17 protein-coding genes are annotated in these 18220 nt (G+C 33.9%); 12 read left to right on the top strand and 5 right to left on the bottom strand.

Translation table 11 applies throughout. The features are described 5' to 3' along the window. The 3 genes from WBY99_RS07835 to WBY99_RS07825 form a co-directional block, all read left to right on the top strand. The coding region (locus tag WBY99_RS07835) for a sensor histidine kinase (protein WP_423975776.1) at positions 1-1630 on the top strand (1630 nt) is incomplete at its 5' end. Further along, on the top strand, positions 1627-2265 hold the full coding sequence (locus WBY99_RS07830) for a response regulator (RefSeq protein WP_423975775.1): 639 nt from the start codon (positions 1627-1629) through the stop codon (positions 2263-2265). The genes WBY99_RS07835 and WBY99_RS07830, both read left to right, overlap by 4 nt. A gap of 125 nt (positions 2266-2390) precedes the next feature. Next, positions 2391-3776 carry a glycosyltransferase family 2 protein gene (locus tag WBY99_RS07825; protein WP_423975774.1) on the top strand — a complete coding sequence of 462 codons (1386 nt, stop codon included), beginning with the start codon at positions 2391-2393 and terminating at the stop codon, positions 3774-3776. 161 nt (positions 3777-3937) lie between these two features. On the opposite strand, the gene WBY99_RS07820 is transcribed toward WBY99_RS07825, so the two are convergent. Next, positions 3938-5053: an MBL fold metallo-hydrolase gene (locus tag WBY99_RS07820; protein ID WP_423975773.1), complete on the bottom strand. Its 1116-nt coding sequence runs from the start codon at positions 5051-5053 to the stop codon at positions 3938-3940. Between the two features lie 167 nt (positions 5054-5220). Here WBY99_RS07820 and WBY99_RS07815 point away from each other — a divergent pair, with 167 nt between their 5' ends. Next, the gene (locus WBY99_RS07815; RefSeq protein ID WP_423975772.1) at positions 5221-5646 is read left to right on the top strand and encodes an SRPBCC family protein; all 426 of its coding nucleotides are present in this window, start codon (positions 5221-5223) and stop codon (positions 5644-5646) included. Between the two features lie 250 nt (positions 5647-5896). Here the strand turns inward: WBY99_RS07815 and WBY99_RS07810 are convergent, their stop codons facing one another. The 3 genes from WBY99_RS07810 to WBY99_RS07800 all read right to left on the bottom strand — a co-directional run bounded on the left by WBY99_RS07810 (position 5897) and on the right by WBY99_RS07800 (position 8609). Further along, on the bottom strand, positions 5897-6148 hold the full coding sequence (locus WBY99_RS07810) for a YcxB family protein (protein ID WP_423975771.1): 252 nt from the start codon (positions 6146-6148) through the stop codon (positions 5897-5899). A 501-nt stretch (positions 6149-6649) separates the two neighbouring features. Next, positions 6650-7471, bottom strand: coding sequence for a twin-arginine translocase subunit TatC (gene tatC / locus WBY99_RS07805; RefSeq protein ID WP_423975770.1), 822 nt, complete (start codon positions 7469-7471; stop codon positions 6650-6652). Between the two features lie 178 nt (positions 7472-7649). Further along, positions 7650-8609, bottom strand: a complete 960-nt coding sequence (locus tag WBY99_RS07800) for a KpsF/GutQ family sugar-phosphate isomerase (protein ID WP_423975769.1) — start codon at positions 8607-8609, stop codon at positions 7650-7652. Between the two features lie 259 nt (positions 8610-8868). On the opposite strand from WBY99_RS07800, the gene recQ reads away from it, so the two are divergent. The 7 genes from recQ to WBY99_RS07765 all read left to right on the top strand — a co-directional run bounded on the left by recQ (position 8869) and on the right by WBY99_RS07765 (position 15313). Beyond that, complete coding sequence (gene recQ / locus WBY99_RS07795; protein WP_423975768.1) at positions 8869-11073, top strand: DNA helicase RecQ; 2205 nt, start codon at positions 8869-8871, stop codon at positions 11071-11073. Positions 11074-11095: 22 nt separating this feature from the next. Continuing rightward, positions 11096-11317 carry a hypothetical protein gene (locus WBY99_RS07790; protein ID WP_423975767.1) on the top strand — a complete coding sequence of 74 codons (222 nt, stop codon included), beginning with the start codon at positions 11096-11098 and terminating at the stop codon, positions 11315-11317. Between the two features lie 66 nt (positions 11318-11383). Then, positions 11384-11629, top strand: a complete 246-nt coding sequence (locus WBY99_RS07785; protein WP_423975766.1) for a hypothetical protein — start codon at positions 11384-11386, stop codon at positions 11627-11629. After that, positions 11617-11940 (top strand): hypothetical protein, encoded by a 324-nt coding sequence (locus tag WBY99_RS07780; protein ID WP_423975765.1) that lies wholly within the window; start codon positions 11617-11619, stop codon positions 11938-11940. Before WBY99_RS07785 ends, WBY99_RS07780 begins: the two co-directional genes overlap by 13 nt. A gap of 90 nt (positions 11941-12030) precedes the next feature. Then, positions 12031-12204, top strand: coding sequence for a hypothetical protein (locus WBY99_RS07775; RefSeq protein ID WP_423975764.1), 174 nt, complete (start codon positions 12031-12033; stop codon positions 12202-12204). After that, the gene (locus tag WBY99_RS07770; protein WP_423975763.1) at positions 12201-12515 is read left to right on the top strand and encodes a hypothetical protein; all 315 of its coding nucleotides are present in this window, start codon (positions 12201-12203) and stop codon (positions 12513-12515) included. The genes WBY99_RS07775 and WBY99_RS07770 overlap by 4 nt, the downstream gene beginning before the upstream one ends. A gap of 245 nt (positions 12516-12760) precedes the next feature. Continuing rightward, on the top strand, positions 12761-15313 hold the full coding sequence (locus tag WBY99_RS07765) for an adenosylcobalamin-dependent ribonucleoside-diphosphate reductase (protein ID WP_423975762.1): 2553 nt from the start codon (positions 12761-12763) through the stop codon (positions 15311-15313). Positions 15314-15480: 167 nt separating this feature from the next. Here the strand turns inward: WBY99_RS07765 and WBY99_RS07760 are convergent, their stop codons facing one another. After that, a complete protein-coding gene (locus tag WBY99_RS07760; protein WP_423975761.1) occupies positions 15481-16107 on the bottom strand; it encodes a c-type cytochrome in 627 nt (208 codons plus the stop codon). A 480-nt stretch (positions 16108-16587) separates the two neighbouring features. On the opposite strand from WBY99_RS07760, the gene lpdA reads away from it, so the two are divergent. Next, complete coding sequence (lpdA, locus tag WBY99_RS07755) at positions 16588-17991, top strand: dihydrolipoyl dehydrogenase (protein WP_423975760.1); 1404 nt, start codon at positions 16588-16590, stop codon at positions 17989-17991. The last annotated feature ends 229 nt before the right edge of the window (positions 17992-18220 follow it).

The following is an 18220-nucleotide window of genomic DNA, read 5'->3' as shown; positions in this document are numbered from 1 at the left end:
CATTTGTGTTTTTATTTACAATGAATATTTTAATGGAAAAAAAGTAGAAATCATTGAAAATAAAATTCAGGAAACTCGTGTATTGAAGAATTTAATGGAAGATTCCAGAAAAGATCTTTTAAGCGCTCAGGATAATTTACAAAAATATGTGTTTGATAATGATAGGAAATTTTTAGAATCTTATTTTCAGTCTTTGCGAAATCTGAATAGGAATTTAGACCGCATCAGCATTTATAAAAATATCAATCCTTCTCTAAAAAGTTTTATCGATTCCAGAAAAACTGAACTTTTAAAACTTCCGAATCTAGAAAAATCGATTAATTCTGTATACCGCGAATTTAAAGAACCGGCACCTGAAAAAGTTCCTTTTAAAATTAAAGATTTTCAGGTCAAAAGTATTCCAAAAAGTTATGATACCAAAGTGGAATACCGATTAGATAGCGTTGAAAAAAAGAGTTTGATCAATCGGTTAAAGGCTGCAGTAAAAAATGATGTAGATGTTCAACGAGAATTGACGATTATTTCGACAAAATATGGAGATTCCGTGAATACAGATCAAATTAAAACGGATATCGACAGCATCATCAATGCGGTAAATAACCATTACGGGAATGAAATAAAAAAGTATGAATCCGGTATTACTGCTTCTCAAACGAAGAATAATAATCTCTACCAGATTTATGATCAACTGATCGTGTACAGCAATAACTGGATGGGAATTTACAATATTGCGATCAATGATTTCAGTAAAAATCTTGAAAAAGAGCTCTATGACCAAAATTCAATTAATAATAAAATAAGAAAATATTCGGTTTTAGGCTTAATGATTCTGATGTTTTTTGTAATGATCGTCATTGTTTACTACAACAGACAATCTTATCTGGACGAGAAGAAACTGAAGTTGGCGTATGAAGAAATTAACAAAAACCTGAATTTTAAAAATAAAATTTTAGGAATGTTGAGTCATGAAATCCGTTCTCCTTTAAAAATTGTTAATATATTTATCGACAGAATTAGTAGAAAAACAAAGGATGAAAATATTGCAGATTATCTAAAAACGATAAAATTCACTAATAATTCATTATTAATTCAGGCCAATCAAATTCTGGAATATACCAAAAATCAGGAGAAAAAAGTTGAATTAAGACCCATCGAGTTTAATCTTAGAAATGAAATAGAGTCTATATTAATCGCATTTGAACCTTATATCGAATCCAAAAATAATATTTTTGAAGTAACAAATAATATTGATCCTGAAAGGAATGTTTATGCAGATAATATTAAGATTCATCAGGTGTTCACGAATATTCTCGGCAATGCGAATAAATTTACGGAAGATGGTGAAATCAGAGTTAACATTCAGACCGATGATATCAACGATAAATATTTAAAACTAAAAGTTACTGTTTCCGATACCGGATCCGGTATTTCGAAATCGGATATCAATAAAATTTTTGAACCTTATTTTCAGGGCGTTATTTCTAATGAAATTGATAATTTAGGCGCAGGCTTAGGTTTAAATTTATGCAAAGAAATTATCGATCTTTTTCAGGGAACTATTTCTGCGCAAAGTATTTTAGGACAAGGTACAACCGTATCTTTCACCATTAAACTGAATATTGTACAATGAATAAATCGATAAAATTTCTATTGGGTGACGATCACAATATTGTGCGGCAAGGACTTCAGTTTGTTATTGAAGATACCGTTGAAAATCCGGAGATTATTCATGCTTCAAGTCTGGAACAAATTTTAAAGCAAATCGAATCGAACCCTATTGAAATAGCCATTTTAGATGCCCAGTTTCCCGATGGCAATTCGCTTTCTATCGTTGCTGAAATCAAAAAACTTCAACCGGAAATTAAAATTCTGATTTTCACAAGTTTCGAAGAAGAAAACTATTCTTTAAAATTCATTAATGAAGGAGCAGATGGTTTTCTCAATAAATTAAGTGAAGAAGTTGAAATTCAGAATGCCATTCTGGAAATGATTGAAAAAGGAAGCTCGTTTCCGCCTTTTACGACAAAAATGCTGCAGTTATCAGATGAACATATTGCGCTTTTAAATCCTTTAAATCAACTCACAGAGAGAGAACTGGAAATTGCAACCTTCTATGCAAAAGGATTGGGCAATCTGGAAATTGCGAACAGCCTATCACTCCGACAAAATACGGTAAGTACCTTTAAGAAAAGAATTTTTGACAAACTGAAAGTCAGAACAATGGTCGATTTGATCGACCTGGTGAGAATTCATCATGACCTATAAACAGTATTTTGTAGATAAATATCTACAAACCTTGCGACAAACATCGACGCGAATTTCGCAATAAAAATTTCTCTTTCCTTTTACTTTGTAAATGAAATTAGTAACTCATTATAAAGTTTAGGAAAATGAAGAAAATCCCTGTAGATAAAAAAGATTTTTTAAGATTCAGCCTGTCTCGTGCGGTGTCAAAGATCAAAGCATTAAGTAAAAAAGAATTCGGTGTTTTAGTATTTGTTCAGATTCTGATGTTCAGTGCGATTTACGCTGTCAATAATTTTAGTCCTTATTTTGAAGAACTTCATTTGGTAAGAATGCAGACCATTTGGGGAAGAATTTTAGTTTTCTCGATGTTGACCATCCTCGTATTTCAGGTTTCGTTCCTGATTTATATCGCTTATTTATTCTTTAAATATAAAGCGGTTCAATCTGTTACAGATTCTGAATTGCCGAGCTGTACGGTAATTGTTCCGGCTTACAACGAAGGAAAGTTGGTGTACGAAACATTGCTAAGTATTGCTGCAAGCGATTTCCCGATGCATAAAATGGAAGTCATCGCAGTTGATGATGGCAGTAGCGATGACACATGGTATTGGATCAATAAAGCAAATGTAGATCTTGGAAATACAATCACGGTTTACAAACAGCCTGTTAACAAAGGAAAAAGACATGCTTTATATCTTGGTTTTACCACAGGGAAAGGGGATGTATTTATTTCCATTGATAGCGATTCGGTTGTAGAAAGAAATACGATCAGAAACTTAGTAAGTCCATTCTCTGCGAATAAAAACTGTGGTGCTGTGGCCGGAAACGTGAAGGTTCTCAACAAAAACCAGGGCATGATCCCAAGAATGCTGAACGTAAGTTTTGTATTTAGTTTTGAATTTATGCGTGCTGCTCAGAGTTCTTTAGGATTTGTATTGTGTACGCCAGGAGCGTTATCCGCTTACCGTAGAGAAGCTGTTTTACATTGTTTGACCGATTGGATTGACCAAAAATTTTTCGGATGCGCTGCAACCATCGGAGAAGATCGTGCGATGACGAATCTTATTTTAAAACAAGGTTACGATGTTCAGTTTCAAAGAAATGCAAACGTGTTAACCAACACGCCAACGTCGTTCAAAACATTACACAAAATGTTTACGAGATGGGGAAGAAGTAATGTTCGTGAAACATTGATGATGAACCGATTTATTTTTGATGATTTTAGAACGAAAAACAAAACAGGAGCACGATTTATTTTTATCAATCAGTGGGTAAACCTAATCGCTGCTTTCCCTTTAATGATTCTGATGTTCTATTTTTTAATGACACATCCGCTTTTATATCTGAGTTCAGCATTGACCGGAACGTTTATTTTTGCAAGTATTCAGATGTTATTTTTCAGTAAAAAATATAATTTTGTGGATGCGCTTTGGGCATATCCATACAGTGTATTTTATTTATTTGGTCTTTTCTGGATTTTCCCTTTTTCAATTGCTACCGTTAAAAACGGAGGCTGGCTGACAAGATAATTATCTTTAATTAAGAAAAAAGTAAAACCAAATTCACAGACTCATTCCCTTTAATAATAATTATTAGAGGGATTTTTTTTAATATTTTGACACCGCTGCTCATTTAAAATGATAAGATGTACTTTATTAAATCACCATTATTACTGTAACTTCCTTCAATCTTAATCGTACCCTTGCCACCATTTTTCGTACACTTTCTGATCATCTTCCCAATTTACTTTTTCGCCAATTTTCGGAGTGATGATTCTTAAATTTTCGGTATTCAATTTTGTGATTTTTTTTAAAGGTTCGTCCCAAGCGTGAGAAGCGAGCGCGAATTTGGAATTGTGAACAGGAATCATTCTTTTGGCGTTGAGTTCTTTCATTGCTTTAATGTTTTCGCCTGGCAAAAAATGTATGTATCGCCAATCTTTGTTGTATTGTCCGTTTTCTAAAATTGCCAAATCGAAACTGCCATATTTTTCGCCAATTTTTTTGAAATGATCGTCGTATCCGCTGTCTCCGCCAATATAAATTCTTTGGTTTGGCGTTTCAAAAACGAAACTTGCCCAAATCGCTTGATCGCGTTTGAAACCTCGCCCAGAAAAGTGACGCGCCGTTTCTGCATGAACTTTAAAACCATTTCCTAAATCGGCATTTTCGCCCCAATCGAGTTCGATGATTTTTTTCGGATTGTAATTCCAATATTCCAAATGTTCGCCGGTTCCTAATCCTGTGATGACTTGTTTCACTTTCGGATTGAGTTTTGTCACGGTTTCAAAATCCAAATGATCCCAATGATCGTGGGAAATAATTAAATAATCCAACTCCGGAATATCGTCTGTCGAATAAAGGTTAGTTCCTGCAAATGCTTTCGTAGTAAAAGAAAACGGCGACGCATTTCCGCTGAAAACAGGATCTACAAGAATTTTTTTGCCATCAATTTGCATGAAATAAGAAGAATGTCCCATCCAAACATAAATGTTTTCATCTGGATTTAGATTTTTTAAATCTGTTTTTGTGAAATTGAATTTCTGTTTCGGCGTTACATTTTCCTTTTTCCCGAAAAGAAATCGGAACATGACTTCCGGCATCGAAGTGTCTTCGGCTAATTGTGGCGTGAAATTGATGTTATTAAATTTGCCATTTTTGTAGTTCGGAGATTTCTGAATTCTTTCTAATCGATTTCCGGAAGGGGCTTTCCCGAATTTCGGATGTTTCATAAAAAGGAAAGTTGCTGCCGCTAAAACTGCGACAAATAGGAGTAATGCAATCATTGTTTTCTTGAATATATTCATTAATATGAACTTTTTTGTCCACTTTAAATAAGACGAACGAATAAAAATTTTACTTTAAAAATGGCTGCAAATTTATTGAAATTAAAGAATGAATAAAATCATGCAAATCATATTAGTTACCATCAAAAAAAATATTAACTTTAATACAACCAAAAAAACCAAATATTATGCACGAGAATGTAGTAGTAAAACAAAGAGTTCATGCACCAGTAGGGAAGGTTTGGAACGCTTTGACCAATAAAGCGAAAATGAAAGAATGGTATTTCGACATTCCCGATTTTGAATTGGGGATTCATAATGAGTTCAATTTTTTTGAACCCGGCGGTGAGAATAAATACCATCATCACTGCGAGATTCTGGAAATTGTTCCGAATGAAAAGTTCAAACATTCGTGGTCGTACCCTGAATTATCGAAAGACAAAACCATTGTAAAGTGGGAATTAGAAGGAAATGGTGATGAAACCATCATTACTTTAACGCACAAAGGTTTGGAGAATTTCGCTCATCTTGGGAAAGATTTTCAACGAGAGAGTTTCGAAAATGGCTGGAATGAAATTTTGGGAAAAAGTTTGAAGGAATATTTAGAAAAATAAAAAATAGAAAACCTCTTTTAAAGAGCTTTAAAAGAGGTTTTATTAACTTTATAAAAACTTCTACATTCAAGCCAATAACTGTATAAACTTCAAAATACTGCCGAGTTCCGTTCAACGATCTTTCATTTAAAACTAAGTTTAGTTATTAACAGATGTTTTTTTATTTCCAGTTTAAATCAACATTTTCTTTTAAATTAAATCGATTTTTTATTTCGTAAAGCTTTCTTTTAAATTCAGAAATATTTTCAATTTATTTTTTAGGAATTATTAAACTCTGTGCAGTCAACATTTTTAGAAAATAATAATTTTGAATTTCATTTATTTCATTCAAACTTTCATAATTAATTTTTGACTCGCCTAATTTACTTTCTTCAACAATTTTATTTTCTTCAAATCTTAGTTTACACTTTAAACCAAATCTTTCACTATAATTTTCGTCAATAAATTTTTTGTAATGAGATTTATATTTCCATTTCATATAAAATGGTAATGCAATCATCATAAAAATTGAAAAAGGTAAAAAATACCAGAATCCTAATTTATTATGATTGTACATATAAATACACAAAATTAAATAAGTTGCGCTTACATAAAAGTAGTTTCTTAATTTTTGGTTCCTGATAGTTTTACTTTTTGAAGCGGTGTATAATTGATATTCTAAAAAATATGCTTTGCTTAAACTGTAATTTAATTCCATATTTGAAGTGATTTGTATAGAATTTTTGCTCACGCTCAAATATAAACAAGTTTACCAAACTCGTCAAATTGCTTTTTAATTAATCAAATCATATTAAAAATACCCAGCCCATTTTTGGAAAGAAAATCTTTTGAATAGGAAAACTGCCAGAACTTTTAGCCCCGATGGGAACGGCATCCTTTTTTTGTTATTGCGATTGCCAAGGCATTCAACGGAAAATTTCACTTCGTTCGCAATGACAAAAAAAGATAGAGTGGACAGCGGGACGGGTTTTGTAAGAAGCGAAAATGGTGTTGCTCCTAATTGTTATGATTCTGCAGGCAATTCATTTCTTCGTTGCACTTTTTTAAAGGTATAAGCACTCATCAAAATACTGAATTCATACAATAAAAGTAATGGAAATGCTGCCATCATCATACTTAAAACATCGGCTGGTGTTATAATTGCGGCAACTACCATAATTAAAACAATAGCATGTCGACGATAAGTTCGCATGAATTTTGGGGTAAGAATTCCGATTGCGGTCATGAAATAAACAATGACCGGAAATAAGAAAACAAGTCCCATTCCCAAAACGATCTGAAGGAAAAGAGTAGTGTAGTCACTTAAATCAAAAAGCTGCGTAATCGAATCTGAAACCTTAAATAATAAACCAAAATTGATTGCAAAAGGAAGGATTAGAAAATAACCACATAAAATTCCACACGCAAAAAGAATCCAGACAAAATTAATCAGCCATACTGAGTTTTTTCGTTCCTTCGGATGAAGTGCAGGAGAAATAAACCGCCAAAGTTCCCAAACCAAATAAGGAAATGCTGCTACAATTCCACCAAAGATTGATACGGCCATCATCACATTAAACTGTTGAAACAATTGTTTCTGTTGAACTGCGAAATGCGCCGGAAGTGTGATACTATCGTGACCAATGAATTCACGGGAGAAATGATTAACTACCCGAAAAGTAAAAAAATCATTGCGTGTCGGCCCGAAGAAAATATGATCCATGATCCAGTTGACATTAAAACCCATCACAATTGCACAAACTACAATCGCAATCATTGCTCGAATCAAGTGTGCTCTTAATTCTCCGATGTGTCCCCAAAAAGACATTTCTTTTTTTTCGCTCACGAAAATTTTTGTTTTAAGATTTTATAATGGTTGCATTTCATTACAACTAATTTTTTTTGAAGTTGCGAAATTAATTAATTCTTAGGGAATAACATTTAAATGAATCGTCTTTATAGAAAAATCAAATGTGATTACCAGACTTTAAAAATTAGAAATGATATTATGAATTGAAATAATATTAGTTAATTCCTTCATCCAGCAATTTATGAATGTCGATGATTCCGAAATATTTTCCGTTTTCGGTAACAATTAGCTGACCGATATTTTTGTCTTTCAAAATTTGCATAGCTTCTTTTGCCAAAGCATTTTTATCAATGCTTTTCGGATTTTTACTCATAATTTCTCTAGCGATGAACTTCGATAGATCTTGTTCGCTCATCAGCATTCGCCGCAAATCACCATCGGTAATAACTCCAGTAATATCATCTTCATTGGTTACCACGGTAATTCCATGTTTCGAACTGCTTACGGAAATAATGATGTCTCGTAGATTGGCTTCTTCAGAAACTTGCGGTTTTTGAGGCGAAAGAAATTGGTCTACTTTGGCAGTAAGGTTTTTTCCTAAACTTCCACCTGGATGAAATTTAGCAAAATCAGATTCTTTAAAACCATTTAACTCCATTAAACAAACCGCTAAAGCATCACCTAACGCCATTTGAACAGTTGTAGAGCTTGTTGGGGCTAATTTAATTGGACACGCTTCTTTTTCAACAAATGTATTAAGAACGACATCAGAAAATTCAGCAAGTTTGCTGTTTAAATTTCCTGTCATTCCGATTAAACACGAAGAATATTCCTTTAAATAAGGAGCCAATGTTACAATTTCAGCGGAGTTTCCAGAATTTGAAATACACAAAACCACATCCGTCTTTTGAATTACTCCCAAATCACCGTGAATTGCTTCCGACGCATGAAGAAATTGTGATGGAGTTCCAGTGGAATTAAGGGTAGCAACCATCTTATTTCCAACATGAGCAGATTTTCCGATTCCTACAATAATGAGTTTGCCTTTTGCAGAATTAATAATTTCTACGGCTTTTAGAAACTGGTCGTCTAGACGGTTTTTAAGAAGTTCAAGCTCAGCAATTTCAATCGATAGCGCATCTTTTGCCAGCTGAAGTATTTCTCGGTTATTCATAAAGTTTGTGGGTCATTTTTTAAAGGATTATCGCCAATTGAATGGTGGGTTTCCTATAAAATACAAAAATATTAAATGTTAATTTATTCAAAATTAAATATCATTTTTTTTTAATGTGATAATAATTATTTAACTTTGATTAATATGCAAATTTAGGAAAGAAATATTAGAACATAACCTAAAATCCAAATTTTCAGGCAGCGTGAAGATGAAGATATTCTACAAATAAGTGCTGCTCAAAAAAATGTCAATTTAAAAGATGAACACACCAAACACCGATTTATCTAAGGAATTAAAGAAATATTTCGGTTTCTCAACATTTAAAGGTCAACAAGAAAAAATTATAAAAACCCTGATGAAGGGGGAAGATGTTTTTGTTTTAATGCCTACAGGCGGAGGAAAATCGCTTTGTTACCAATTACCAGCGCTGATTTCTGATGGAACTGCGATTGTAGTTTCGCCATTAATTGCCTTGATGAAAAATCAAGTAGATGCGATTAACGGACTTTCTTCGGTTGAAGGAATTGCGCACGTACTCAATTCCTCTCTCAATAAAACCCAGACCAAACAAGTATTCGATGATATCAAATCGGGCATCACCAAATTATTATATGTTGCCCCTGAATCTTTAATTAAAGAAGAATATCAGGAGTTTCTTCGAGATGTTAAAATCTCATTCGTCGCTATTGATGAGGCGCATTGTATCTCAGAATGGGGACATGATTTCCGCCCGGAATATAGAAACCTGAAATTAATTATCGATAAAATTGCTGATGTTCCTGTGATTGCTTTAACGGCAACCGCAACTCCGAAAGTGCAAGATGATATTCAAAAAACTTTGGGAATGAGCAATGCTTTGGTTTTTAAAGAAAGCTTTAACCGACCGAATCTTTTTTATGAGGTAAGACCAAAAGTAAATATCGACCGAGAAATCGTAAAATTTATTAATTCTCATAAAGGGAAATCAGGAATTGTTTACTGTTTAAGTCGTAGAAAAGTAGAAGAGTTTGCACAGGTTCTTCAAGTAAATGGAATTAATGCATTGCCTTATCACGCAGGTCTCGACCAAAAAACCAGAGTTGCCAATCAAGATAAATTCCTTATGGAAGACGCAGATGTGATTGTTGCAACCATCGCATTTGGAATGGGAATCGATAAACCAGACGTGCGGTTTGTAATTCATTACGATATCCCAAAATCACTAGAAAGTTATTATCAAGAAACAGGTCGGGCTGGACGTGACGGTGGTGAAGGACATTGTCTCGCATTTTACGATCCAAAAGATATTGAGAAATTAGAAAAATTCTTGGCTCAGAAACCTGTTTCAGAACGAGAAATTGGTTTGCAACTTTTAAATGAAGTGGTGGGTTACGTTGAAACTTCAATGAGTAGAAGACAATATATTCTCTGTTATTTTGGTGAGCAATTTGATCCTATCAATGGTGATGGAGCGCTAATGTGTGATAATTCTGTAAATCCTCCAAAATTAAAAGATGCTTCTAAAGAATTGAAACTAGTTCTTAATTTAGTAAAAGAGTTAGAAGAAAAATTCAAAACAAAGGATTTAATTTCGGTCATTGTTGGTAAAGAAAACCCGGTGACTAAATCTTACAAACTAGAAACCAATAAGCAATTCGGCGTCGGTAAAAAGGAAACAGAAAACTTCTGGAAATCAATCATCCGACAAGCGACGGTACAAAATTTCTTGCAAAAAGATATTGAAACTTATGGCGTTTTAAAGTTAACCGAAAAAGGAAATAAGGCACTTTCTTCAAAATCTGACACTGAATTTTTAATCGCTGAAGATCGCGAATATAATTTGGAACAGACGAAAGCGGATTCCGATAAAGTACAAACGCAATCGAGTGGAGGATTAGATCAAGTCCTTTTCGGGCAGTTAAAAGATTTGCGAAAAACAGTAGCTAAGAAATATGGTATTCCGCCTTACACGGTTTTTATGGATCCTAGTTTAGAAGATATGACGGTGCAATATCCGATTAATATCGATGAAATAGGAAAGATTTATGGAGTTGGTGAAGGAAAAGCAAAAAAGTACGGGAAAGAATTCGCCGACTTTATCAAGAAATATGTAGAAGAAAATGATATAGAAAGAACGCAGGATATGGTGATGAAAACCGTTGCCAATAAATCGAGCCACAAAGTTTTTATCATTCAAAGTACCGACAAGAAAATTGATTTAGAAGACATTGCAAAAGCAAAAAATCTTTCGATGGAAGATCTTCTAAAAGAAATGGAGCGTATTGTTTATCAAGGAACTAAATTAAATATCGACTATTATGTTGATGAAAATTTCGATGAAGATATTGTAGAAGAATTTATGGAATTTATGGGCGAATCGGAAAGTGACAGCATGAAGGTTCTTTTGGCAGAATTCGGTGATGATTTGAGCGACGAAGAAGTACGAATGTTAAGAATTAAATTTATTTCAGATGTTGCCAATTAAATATTGAGACGTGGAAAATGCAATGATAGAAGTAAAGAATGAATTGATTGAATGGATCAAAAATCTCGATGATTTAGAGCGTCTTCAAAAACTGATTGATATAAAGAATTGCCATGCTCTTGCTTCATTGGTTTCTGATATTAAATCTGAAACTATTGTGAAAACTTATTTTGATGAGCAGTTTGCCGCAGGAATGACTTCAGATGAGCTGATGGAAAATATTGCGGCGCATATTGAATTATAGATTCGGAAAAAAAGTAGGTGCTGCAAATAAAGTTTTATTTATATAGAACTTGATAAAATTCATATCATGGAAAATCCAATTGTTGAAATAAAAAAGGAATTAATCGAATGGATTAAATACCTTGATGATTTGGAAACAATGCAGGAATTATTGGATTTAAAAAAGTTACAAAAACCTGCTTCATTGCTTTCTGATGCAGCATCCGAATACACCGAAAAAGATGATTTTGAAGAGAGAGTTGCCAAAGGTTTAACTTCCGAAAATGCTCGAAAAGAATCAAAAAAAAGAATCAGAAAGTGGTGGCAAAAATAATTTACACTACGTTCTTTATTTCTCAATTAGATTATCTTACCAAAATACTTTATATCAAGCAATATTTTAGTTATTTAGAAGATGTTGACAATTACATTGATGAAGTTTACGATGTTATAGAAAGTAACATTGAAAATCGAATTTTTGAAAACGCTGCCGATCCTTTTCGAAAGTTTGGTGAGAATTTTCTAAGATACAAAGTCAATAATCAAACCTTTTGGGATGTTTTCTTTGAGCAAAAAGACAATCAGTTTATCATCAATCATATTTTAGATAATCATTCTCAGAATTTTTCGGAATTTAAATTTTAAAAATAGTTTTTTTTTAACCTAGAAACGATGAGAAACAATACTAAAGAAGAATTAATCGATTAGATTGCAAGTCTTGATGATGCGAAAACATTGTCAGAGCTAATTCATCTGAAAGAAAAACATAACTCAATTTCTCTCGTAGCAGAATCCCAAACAGAATATGCGGTAAAAGATGATTTTGATGAAAGGTTTGCGAAAGGCTTAACTTTGGAAGAATCGAGAAAACGAACAAGAGAATTTATTGAAAATTTGCCTTGGAAATGAAGGTTGTTTTTTCCGAGGAATTTCATCAAGCTATAGAAGAATTGGTCGAATTTCTTTTTATCAAAGAATATTTTGGTTTTAGAACTTCTTGTCAAAATTATGCAGACAAAATTTATGATTTCGTAGAGGAGAATATAGAGATTTCTACTTCAAGAAAAACTCCGCTTTCATACAAAAGGTTCGGAAAATATTACTTGAAATACAAAGCCAATCACAATACAACTTGGTATGTTTTTTTCTACAAGAAAAACGATAGCCTTGTTAATCATATTCTAAATAATCATTCTCAGAATTTTCCGGAATTGTTGTAAATTTAAAAAAAATAATTTAAAAATTCAATTTCATCTCGATTCTCTAAAGAGATTATTTGGAATGATTATGAAAATATTTTATTTAATTTATGATTTTAGTCATATTGAAATTTATTTATTTGTAAACTTTTTAATGCTTTAAAATATTTATTTTATTGATAATCAACTTTCTAAATTAAAATATTTGTAAACTATTTTTTATTTAAAGATACTTCTGTATATTTATTTCGTCAAAAACAATATACATGGAAGCACTAATTTCTACAAAAAAATCAAAAACTTATACTTATGATGAAGTTTATCAATCTTCTTTAAAATATTTTGAAGGCGATGATTTGGCGGCGAAAGTTTGGGTGAGTAAATATGCCTTGAAAGATTCAAACGGCAATATTTATGAGCAAAATCCAGATGATATGCACCATCGAATTGCTTCGGAAATTGCCAGAGTAGAAGCGAAATATCCTAATGCACTTTCTGAAGAAAAGGTTTTCGATCTCATAAAAAAATTCAAATATATTATTCCACAAGGAAGTCCGATGACCGGAATTGGGAATAATTTTCAAATTGCATCGCTCTCCAATTGCTTTGTTATTGGCAGTGGAACGCAAAGTGATTCCTACGGAAGCATCATGAAAATTGACGAAGAGCAAGTTCAGTTGATGAAACGCCGTGGCGGAGTTGGTCACGATTTGTCGAATATTCGCCCGAAAGGTTCGGCAGTGAAAAATTCGGCTTTAACTTCGACTGGTTTGGTTCCGTTTATGGAACGCTATTCCAACTCAACACGGGAAGTTGCGCAAGACGGCAGACGAGGCGCTTTGATGCTTTCGGTTTCTGTAAATCATCCCGATTCCGAAGATTTTGTTGATGCCAAATTGGAACAAGGAAAAATTACAGGCGCTAATATTTCCGTAAGAATTGATGACGATTTCATGAAAGCCGTTATTAATAAAGAAAATTACATTCAGAAATATCCTATTCACAGCCAAAATCCGAAATTTCAAAAGGAAATAAAAGCAACCGATTTGTGGGATAAAATTATTCATAACGCTTGGAAATCTGCCGAACCTGGGATTCTTTTTTGGGATACCATTATTAAAGAATCTTTGCCGGATTGTTATGCAGATCTAGGCTATGAAACGGTTTCAACCAATCCGTGTGGCGAAATTCCGTTGTGTCCGTATGATTCTTGTCGACTTTTGGCGGTAAATCTTTTCTCCTACGTTGAAAATCCGTTTACGAAAAAAGCGAAATTTAATTTTGAATTATTCAAAGAGCACGTTGGCTATGCGCAAAGAATGATGGACGATATCATTGATTTGGAAATTGAAAAAATAGATGTGATTCTTGCAAAAATTGAAGCAGATCCCGAAGGTGAAGAAATTAAATTTACGGAGAAAAATTTGTGGTTAAAGATTCGACAAAAAACAATTGAAGGCAGAAGAACAGGTGTTGGAATTACCGCAGAAGGCGATATGCTCGCTGCTTTAAATATTCAGTACGGAAGCAAAGAAGGAAATGAATTCTCGACTTTGGTTCATAAAACTTTGGCGCTTGCTGCGTATCGTTCGTCGGTTGAAATGGCGAAAGAAAGAGGTGCTTTTGCGATTTATGATACCAAGCGAGAAGAGAAAAATCCATTTATTTTAAGATTAAAAGAAGCTGATCCAGAATTGTATCAGGATTTAAAAAAATATGGACGACGAAATATTGCTTTATTGACGATTGCGCCAACAGGAAGTACGTCGCTGATGTCGCAAACGACTTCTGGCATTGAACCGGTTTTTCTTCCGGTTTATAAAAGACGCAGAAAAGTAAATCCAAATGATCAGGATATTCGGGTGGATTTTGTAGATGAAGTGGGCGATTCTTGGGAAGAATATTTGGTTTTTCACCACTGTTTCAAAGAGTGGATGGAAGTAAACGGAATTGATACCGACAAAAATTATTCGCAAGAAGAAATCAATAAAATCATTGAAAAATCGCCTTATTACAAAGCGACTTCCAACGATGTGGATTGGTTGAGCAAGGTAGAAATGCAAGGTTCTATCCAAAAGTGGGTGGATCATTCGATTTCGGTAACGATTAATATTCCGAATGATTCGACTGAAGAATTGGTGAATCAATTGTACATCAAGGCTTGGGAAGTGGGCTGCAAAGGCGTTACGGTTTATCGGGACGGTTCACGTTCTGGAGTTCTGATTTCGGCAGAAGATAAAAATGAGGAAAAAACTGAAATGATTACTTCTGTTTTTCCTACCAAAAGACCGCATATTTTAGAAGCCGACGTTGTTCGTTTTCAGAATAATAAAGAAAAATGGATTGCTTTTGTTGGTTTAATTGAAGGCAAACCTTATGAAATTTTCACAGGTTTGGCAGATGATGAAGAAGGGATTTTGCTGCCACGATGGGTGAATGAAGGAGTGATTATTAAAAACCAAGACGAAAATGGGAAATCTCGTTACGACTTTCAATTCAAAAATCTGCGAGGTTACAAAACCACTATTGAAGGGCTTTCGCATAAATTTAAACCCGAATTTTGGAATTATGCAAAATTAATTTCCGGAACATTAAGGCACGGAATGCCAATTGAAAATGCGGTGGAATTGATCAACCGTTTAGAACTCGATTCCGAATCCATCAACAATTGGAAAGCTGGAGTTGCACGCGCCTTAAAACGCTACATCCCCGATGGAACCGAAGCCGCCGGAAAATGTTCGAGTTGTGGTTCCGACCAAGTGGTTTATCAGGAAGGTTGTTTGACTTGCAAGAATTGTGGGAATAGTAAGTGTGGGTAAAAGTATTTGATTATTAATAAATAAAAAGACGCAAAAAAAATTGCGTCTTTTTTAGTTCAAAAAATTTCTAATTCGAAAATGTTATGATAGAAAGGTTTTTCGAGTATTCTTTATTGATATTTAGCGACGATGTACAGTTATCTTTTATTATTAAAGCCGAATAAATATCATTGCATTTTGTCAGGTGCAATTGGTGCTGGTACTATGTTTTTAACTGGTTTAATATTTTTTAAATACATAAAGATTGCATTGATATCCTCATTTGTCAAATTGGCATAATTAGACCACGGCATCGGTGGTAAAAGCATTCGCTCACCGTCTAATCCTTTATATTTACCTTCCGTTATTGCTTTTTTGAATTGTTCTTCTGTCCAACTTCCAATACCTGTTTCGTCTGGAGTTATGTTGCCTGCAAAAGAAACTCCCCATGGTCCTGCTGCTGCGGTAAGATCGGGATAAAACACACTAAATCCTTGTTTAATCATTGGATCTGTAATTTTCGCAATTGGCCTATCAGAAGGAAAACCAGAGAGTATTAGTTCGGGAATAATTTCGGGACCGTTTGCGCCCATTTTTTTCGGGGAATGGCAATCACCGCATCCCATAGTTGCCACTAAATATTGGCCTCTTTCAATAGCGTTTTCAGGTGTAATCGTAATCTTAGCACTCTCTGTACTTGGTTTTTTTTGAACATCCGAGCATGATGCATTATAAAAAAGTCCCAGACTCATCACGATGAATGGCCAAGTTGTAAAATTGTTTTTTTTCATGTCATTTTGTTTTATTTTTTCCAAATAATTTGGCTTTTTGGATTGTGCCCCGTTTTTTTTCGTGGTTTCTGGTCTCCACATTTATTTCATTTCTTATCAATTATTTTTTAATTAAAAATGGTTAAACTGCAATGGTATAACTTATCTTGTCTGTTTAGGAACATGATTTTTTTTAAAACTTAAATTAATATTAATTATTTTCATTGAAAATCAATCCGTTACCGATTTCAAAGTTAGGAATTTAAAATGAAAAATGGAATAAATATATGGTGTATTCGCTCAATTGATAATACTAAAATTCAAGGTCTTTTTTGAGGGAAAGATTATTGATGATGAGTGGGAGTTTCTGTTCATTGGATCGATTTAGTACAAACCTTTTTAGATGGAAGTGTAAATTCTCAACTTTAAAGATAACCACCAAAATTCTCCGTAAATCCACACCATCCAAAGCGAAAATATTTCGTAAATTTGCCCTACTTTTAATTAAATCATAAAAAGATAAATATGAGTCAATTCGATGTTACCGTTATCGGTTCCGGTCCTGGTGGATATGTTGCTGCAATCCGTTGCGCACAATTAGGTTTCAAAACAGCAATTATTGAGAAATATCCAACCATGGGCGGAACGTGTCTGAATGTTGGTTGTATCCCATCAAAAGCGCTTTTAGACAGTTCTGAACATTTCGAAAATGCCAAACATAATTTTGCAAATCACGGAATTATCATCAACGAACCTGTTGCAGATTTGTCGAGAATGGTTGCAAGAAAAAATGAAGTCGTAGATCAAACCACGAAAGGAATTACTTTCTTGATGGATAAAAATAAAATCACCGTTTTCGAAGGGGTTGGAAGTTTCGAATCTTCAACTCAAATAAAAGTAACTAAAAACGACGGTTCTTCGGAAATCATCGATTCAAAATATACCATTATCGCAACTGGTTCTAAGCCAAGTTCGTTGCCTTTTATTACTTTAGATAAAGAAAGAATTATTACTTCTACGGAAGCTTTAAACCTGAAAGAAATCCCGAAACATTTAATCGTAATCGGTGGTGGAGTAATCGGTTTAGAATTAGGTTCAGTTTACAAAAGATTAGGTTCGGAAGTAACTGTTGTGGAATTTATGGATAAAATTATCCCAACAATGGATGGTTCTTTATCGAAAGAACTGAACAAAGTTTTAAGAAAGCAAGGCATGAAATTCAACCTTTCTACAGGAGTTCAATCTGTTGAAAGAAATGGCGATTCGGTGAAAGTGACTGCCAAAGATAAAAAAGGCGAAGAAGTTGTTTTCGAAGGTGATTATGTTTTAGTTGCTGTTGGTAGAAAACCTTATACAGAAGGACTTTCTTTAGAAAAAGCCGGCGTTGATTTAGACGAAAGAGGAAGAGTGAAAACCAATGATCACTTGCAAACCAATGTTTCTAATATTTACGCAATTGGTGATGTAGTTGCGGGAGCAATGTTGGCGCACAAAGCGTCTGAAGAAGGAACTTTGGTCGCAGAAATTATTGCCGGACAAAAACCGCATATCAATTATAATTTAATTCCAGGCGTAGTTTATACTTGGCCGGAAGTTGCTGCAGTTGGGAAAACCGAAGAGCAATTGAAAGCAGAAGGCGTTGCCATAAAAATTGGTAATTTCCCGATGAGAGCTTTGGGAAGAAGCCGTGCTTCAGGCGATATTGATGGTTTTATCAAAATTATTGCAGACGAAAAAACCGATGAGGTTCTTGGCGTTCACATGATCGGAGCGAGAGCAGCAGATTTAATCGCAGAAGCAGTTGTAGCAATGGAATACCGCGCAAGTGCCGAAGATATTTCGAGAATGTCGCACGCACATCCAACGTATGCAGAAGCTATGAAAGAAGCGGCTTTGGATGCAACGGGGAAGAGAGCGATTCATTTTTAAAAGAGCCAAGTACTTTAAGTAATTGGGTTTTTGAATTATTGAGTATTTGAGTTTTTACAAATTGAATAATATTAAAGAGAAGTTTCGGCTTCTCTTTTTTTTTGTTTAATTTTATTTAAAATTTTAAAGATGAATGATTCTAAAGAAAAACCCTTAAAAGACAGAGATTTTTGCAAAGTAATCGGCGGAACTCATCAAGGAAAATCAGGCACAGTTCAGGATATTAATC

Source organism: Kaistella sp. (assembly GCF_049588135.1).
Taxonomy (GTDB): Bacteria; Bacteroidota; Bacteroidia; order Flavobacteriales; family Weeksellaceae; genus Kaistella.
Note: the sequence above shows the minus strand (reverse complement) of the source record. Positions and strands in the feature narration are given on the sequence as shown.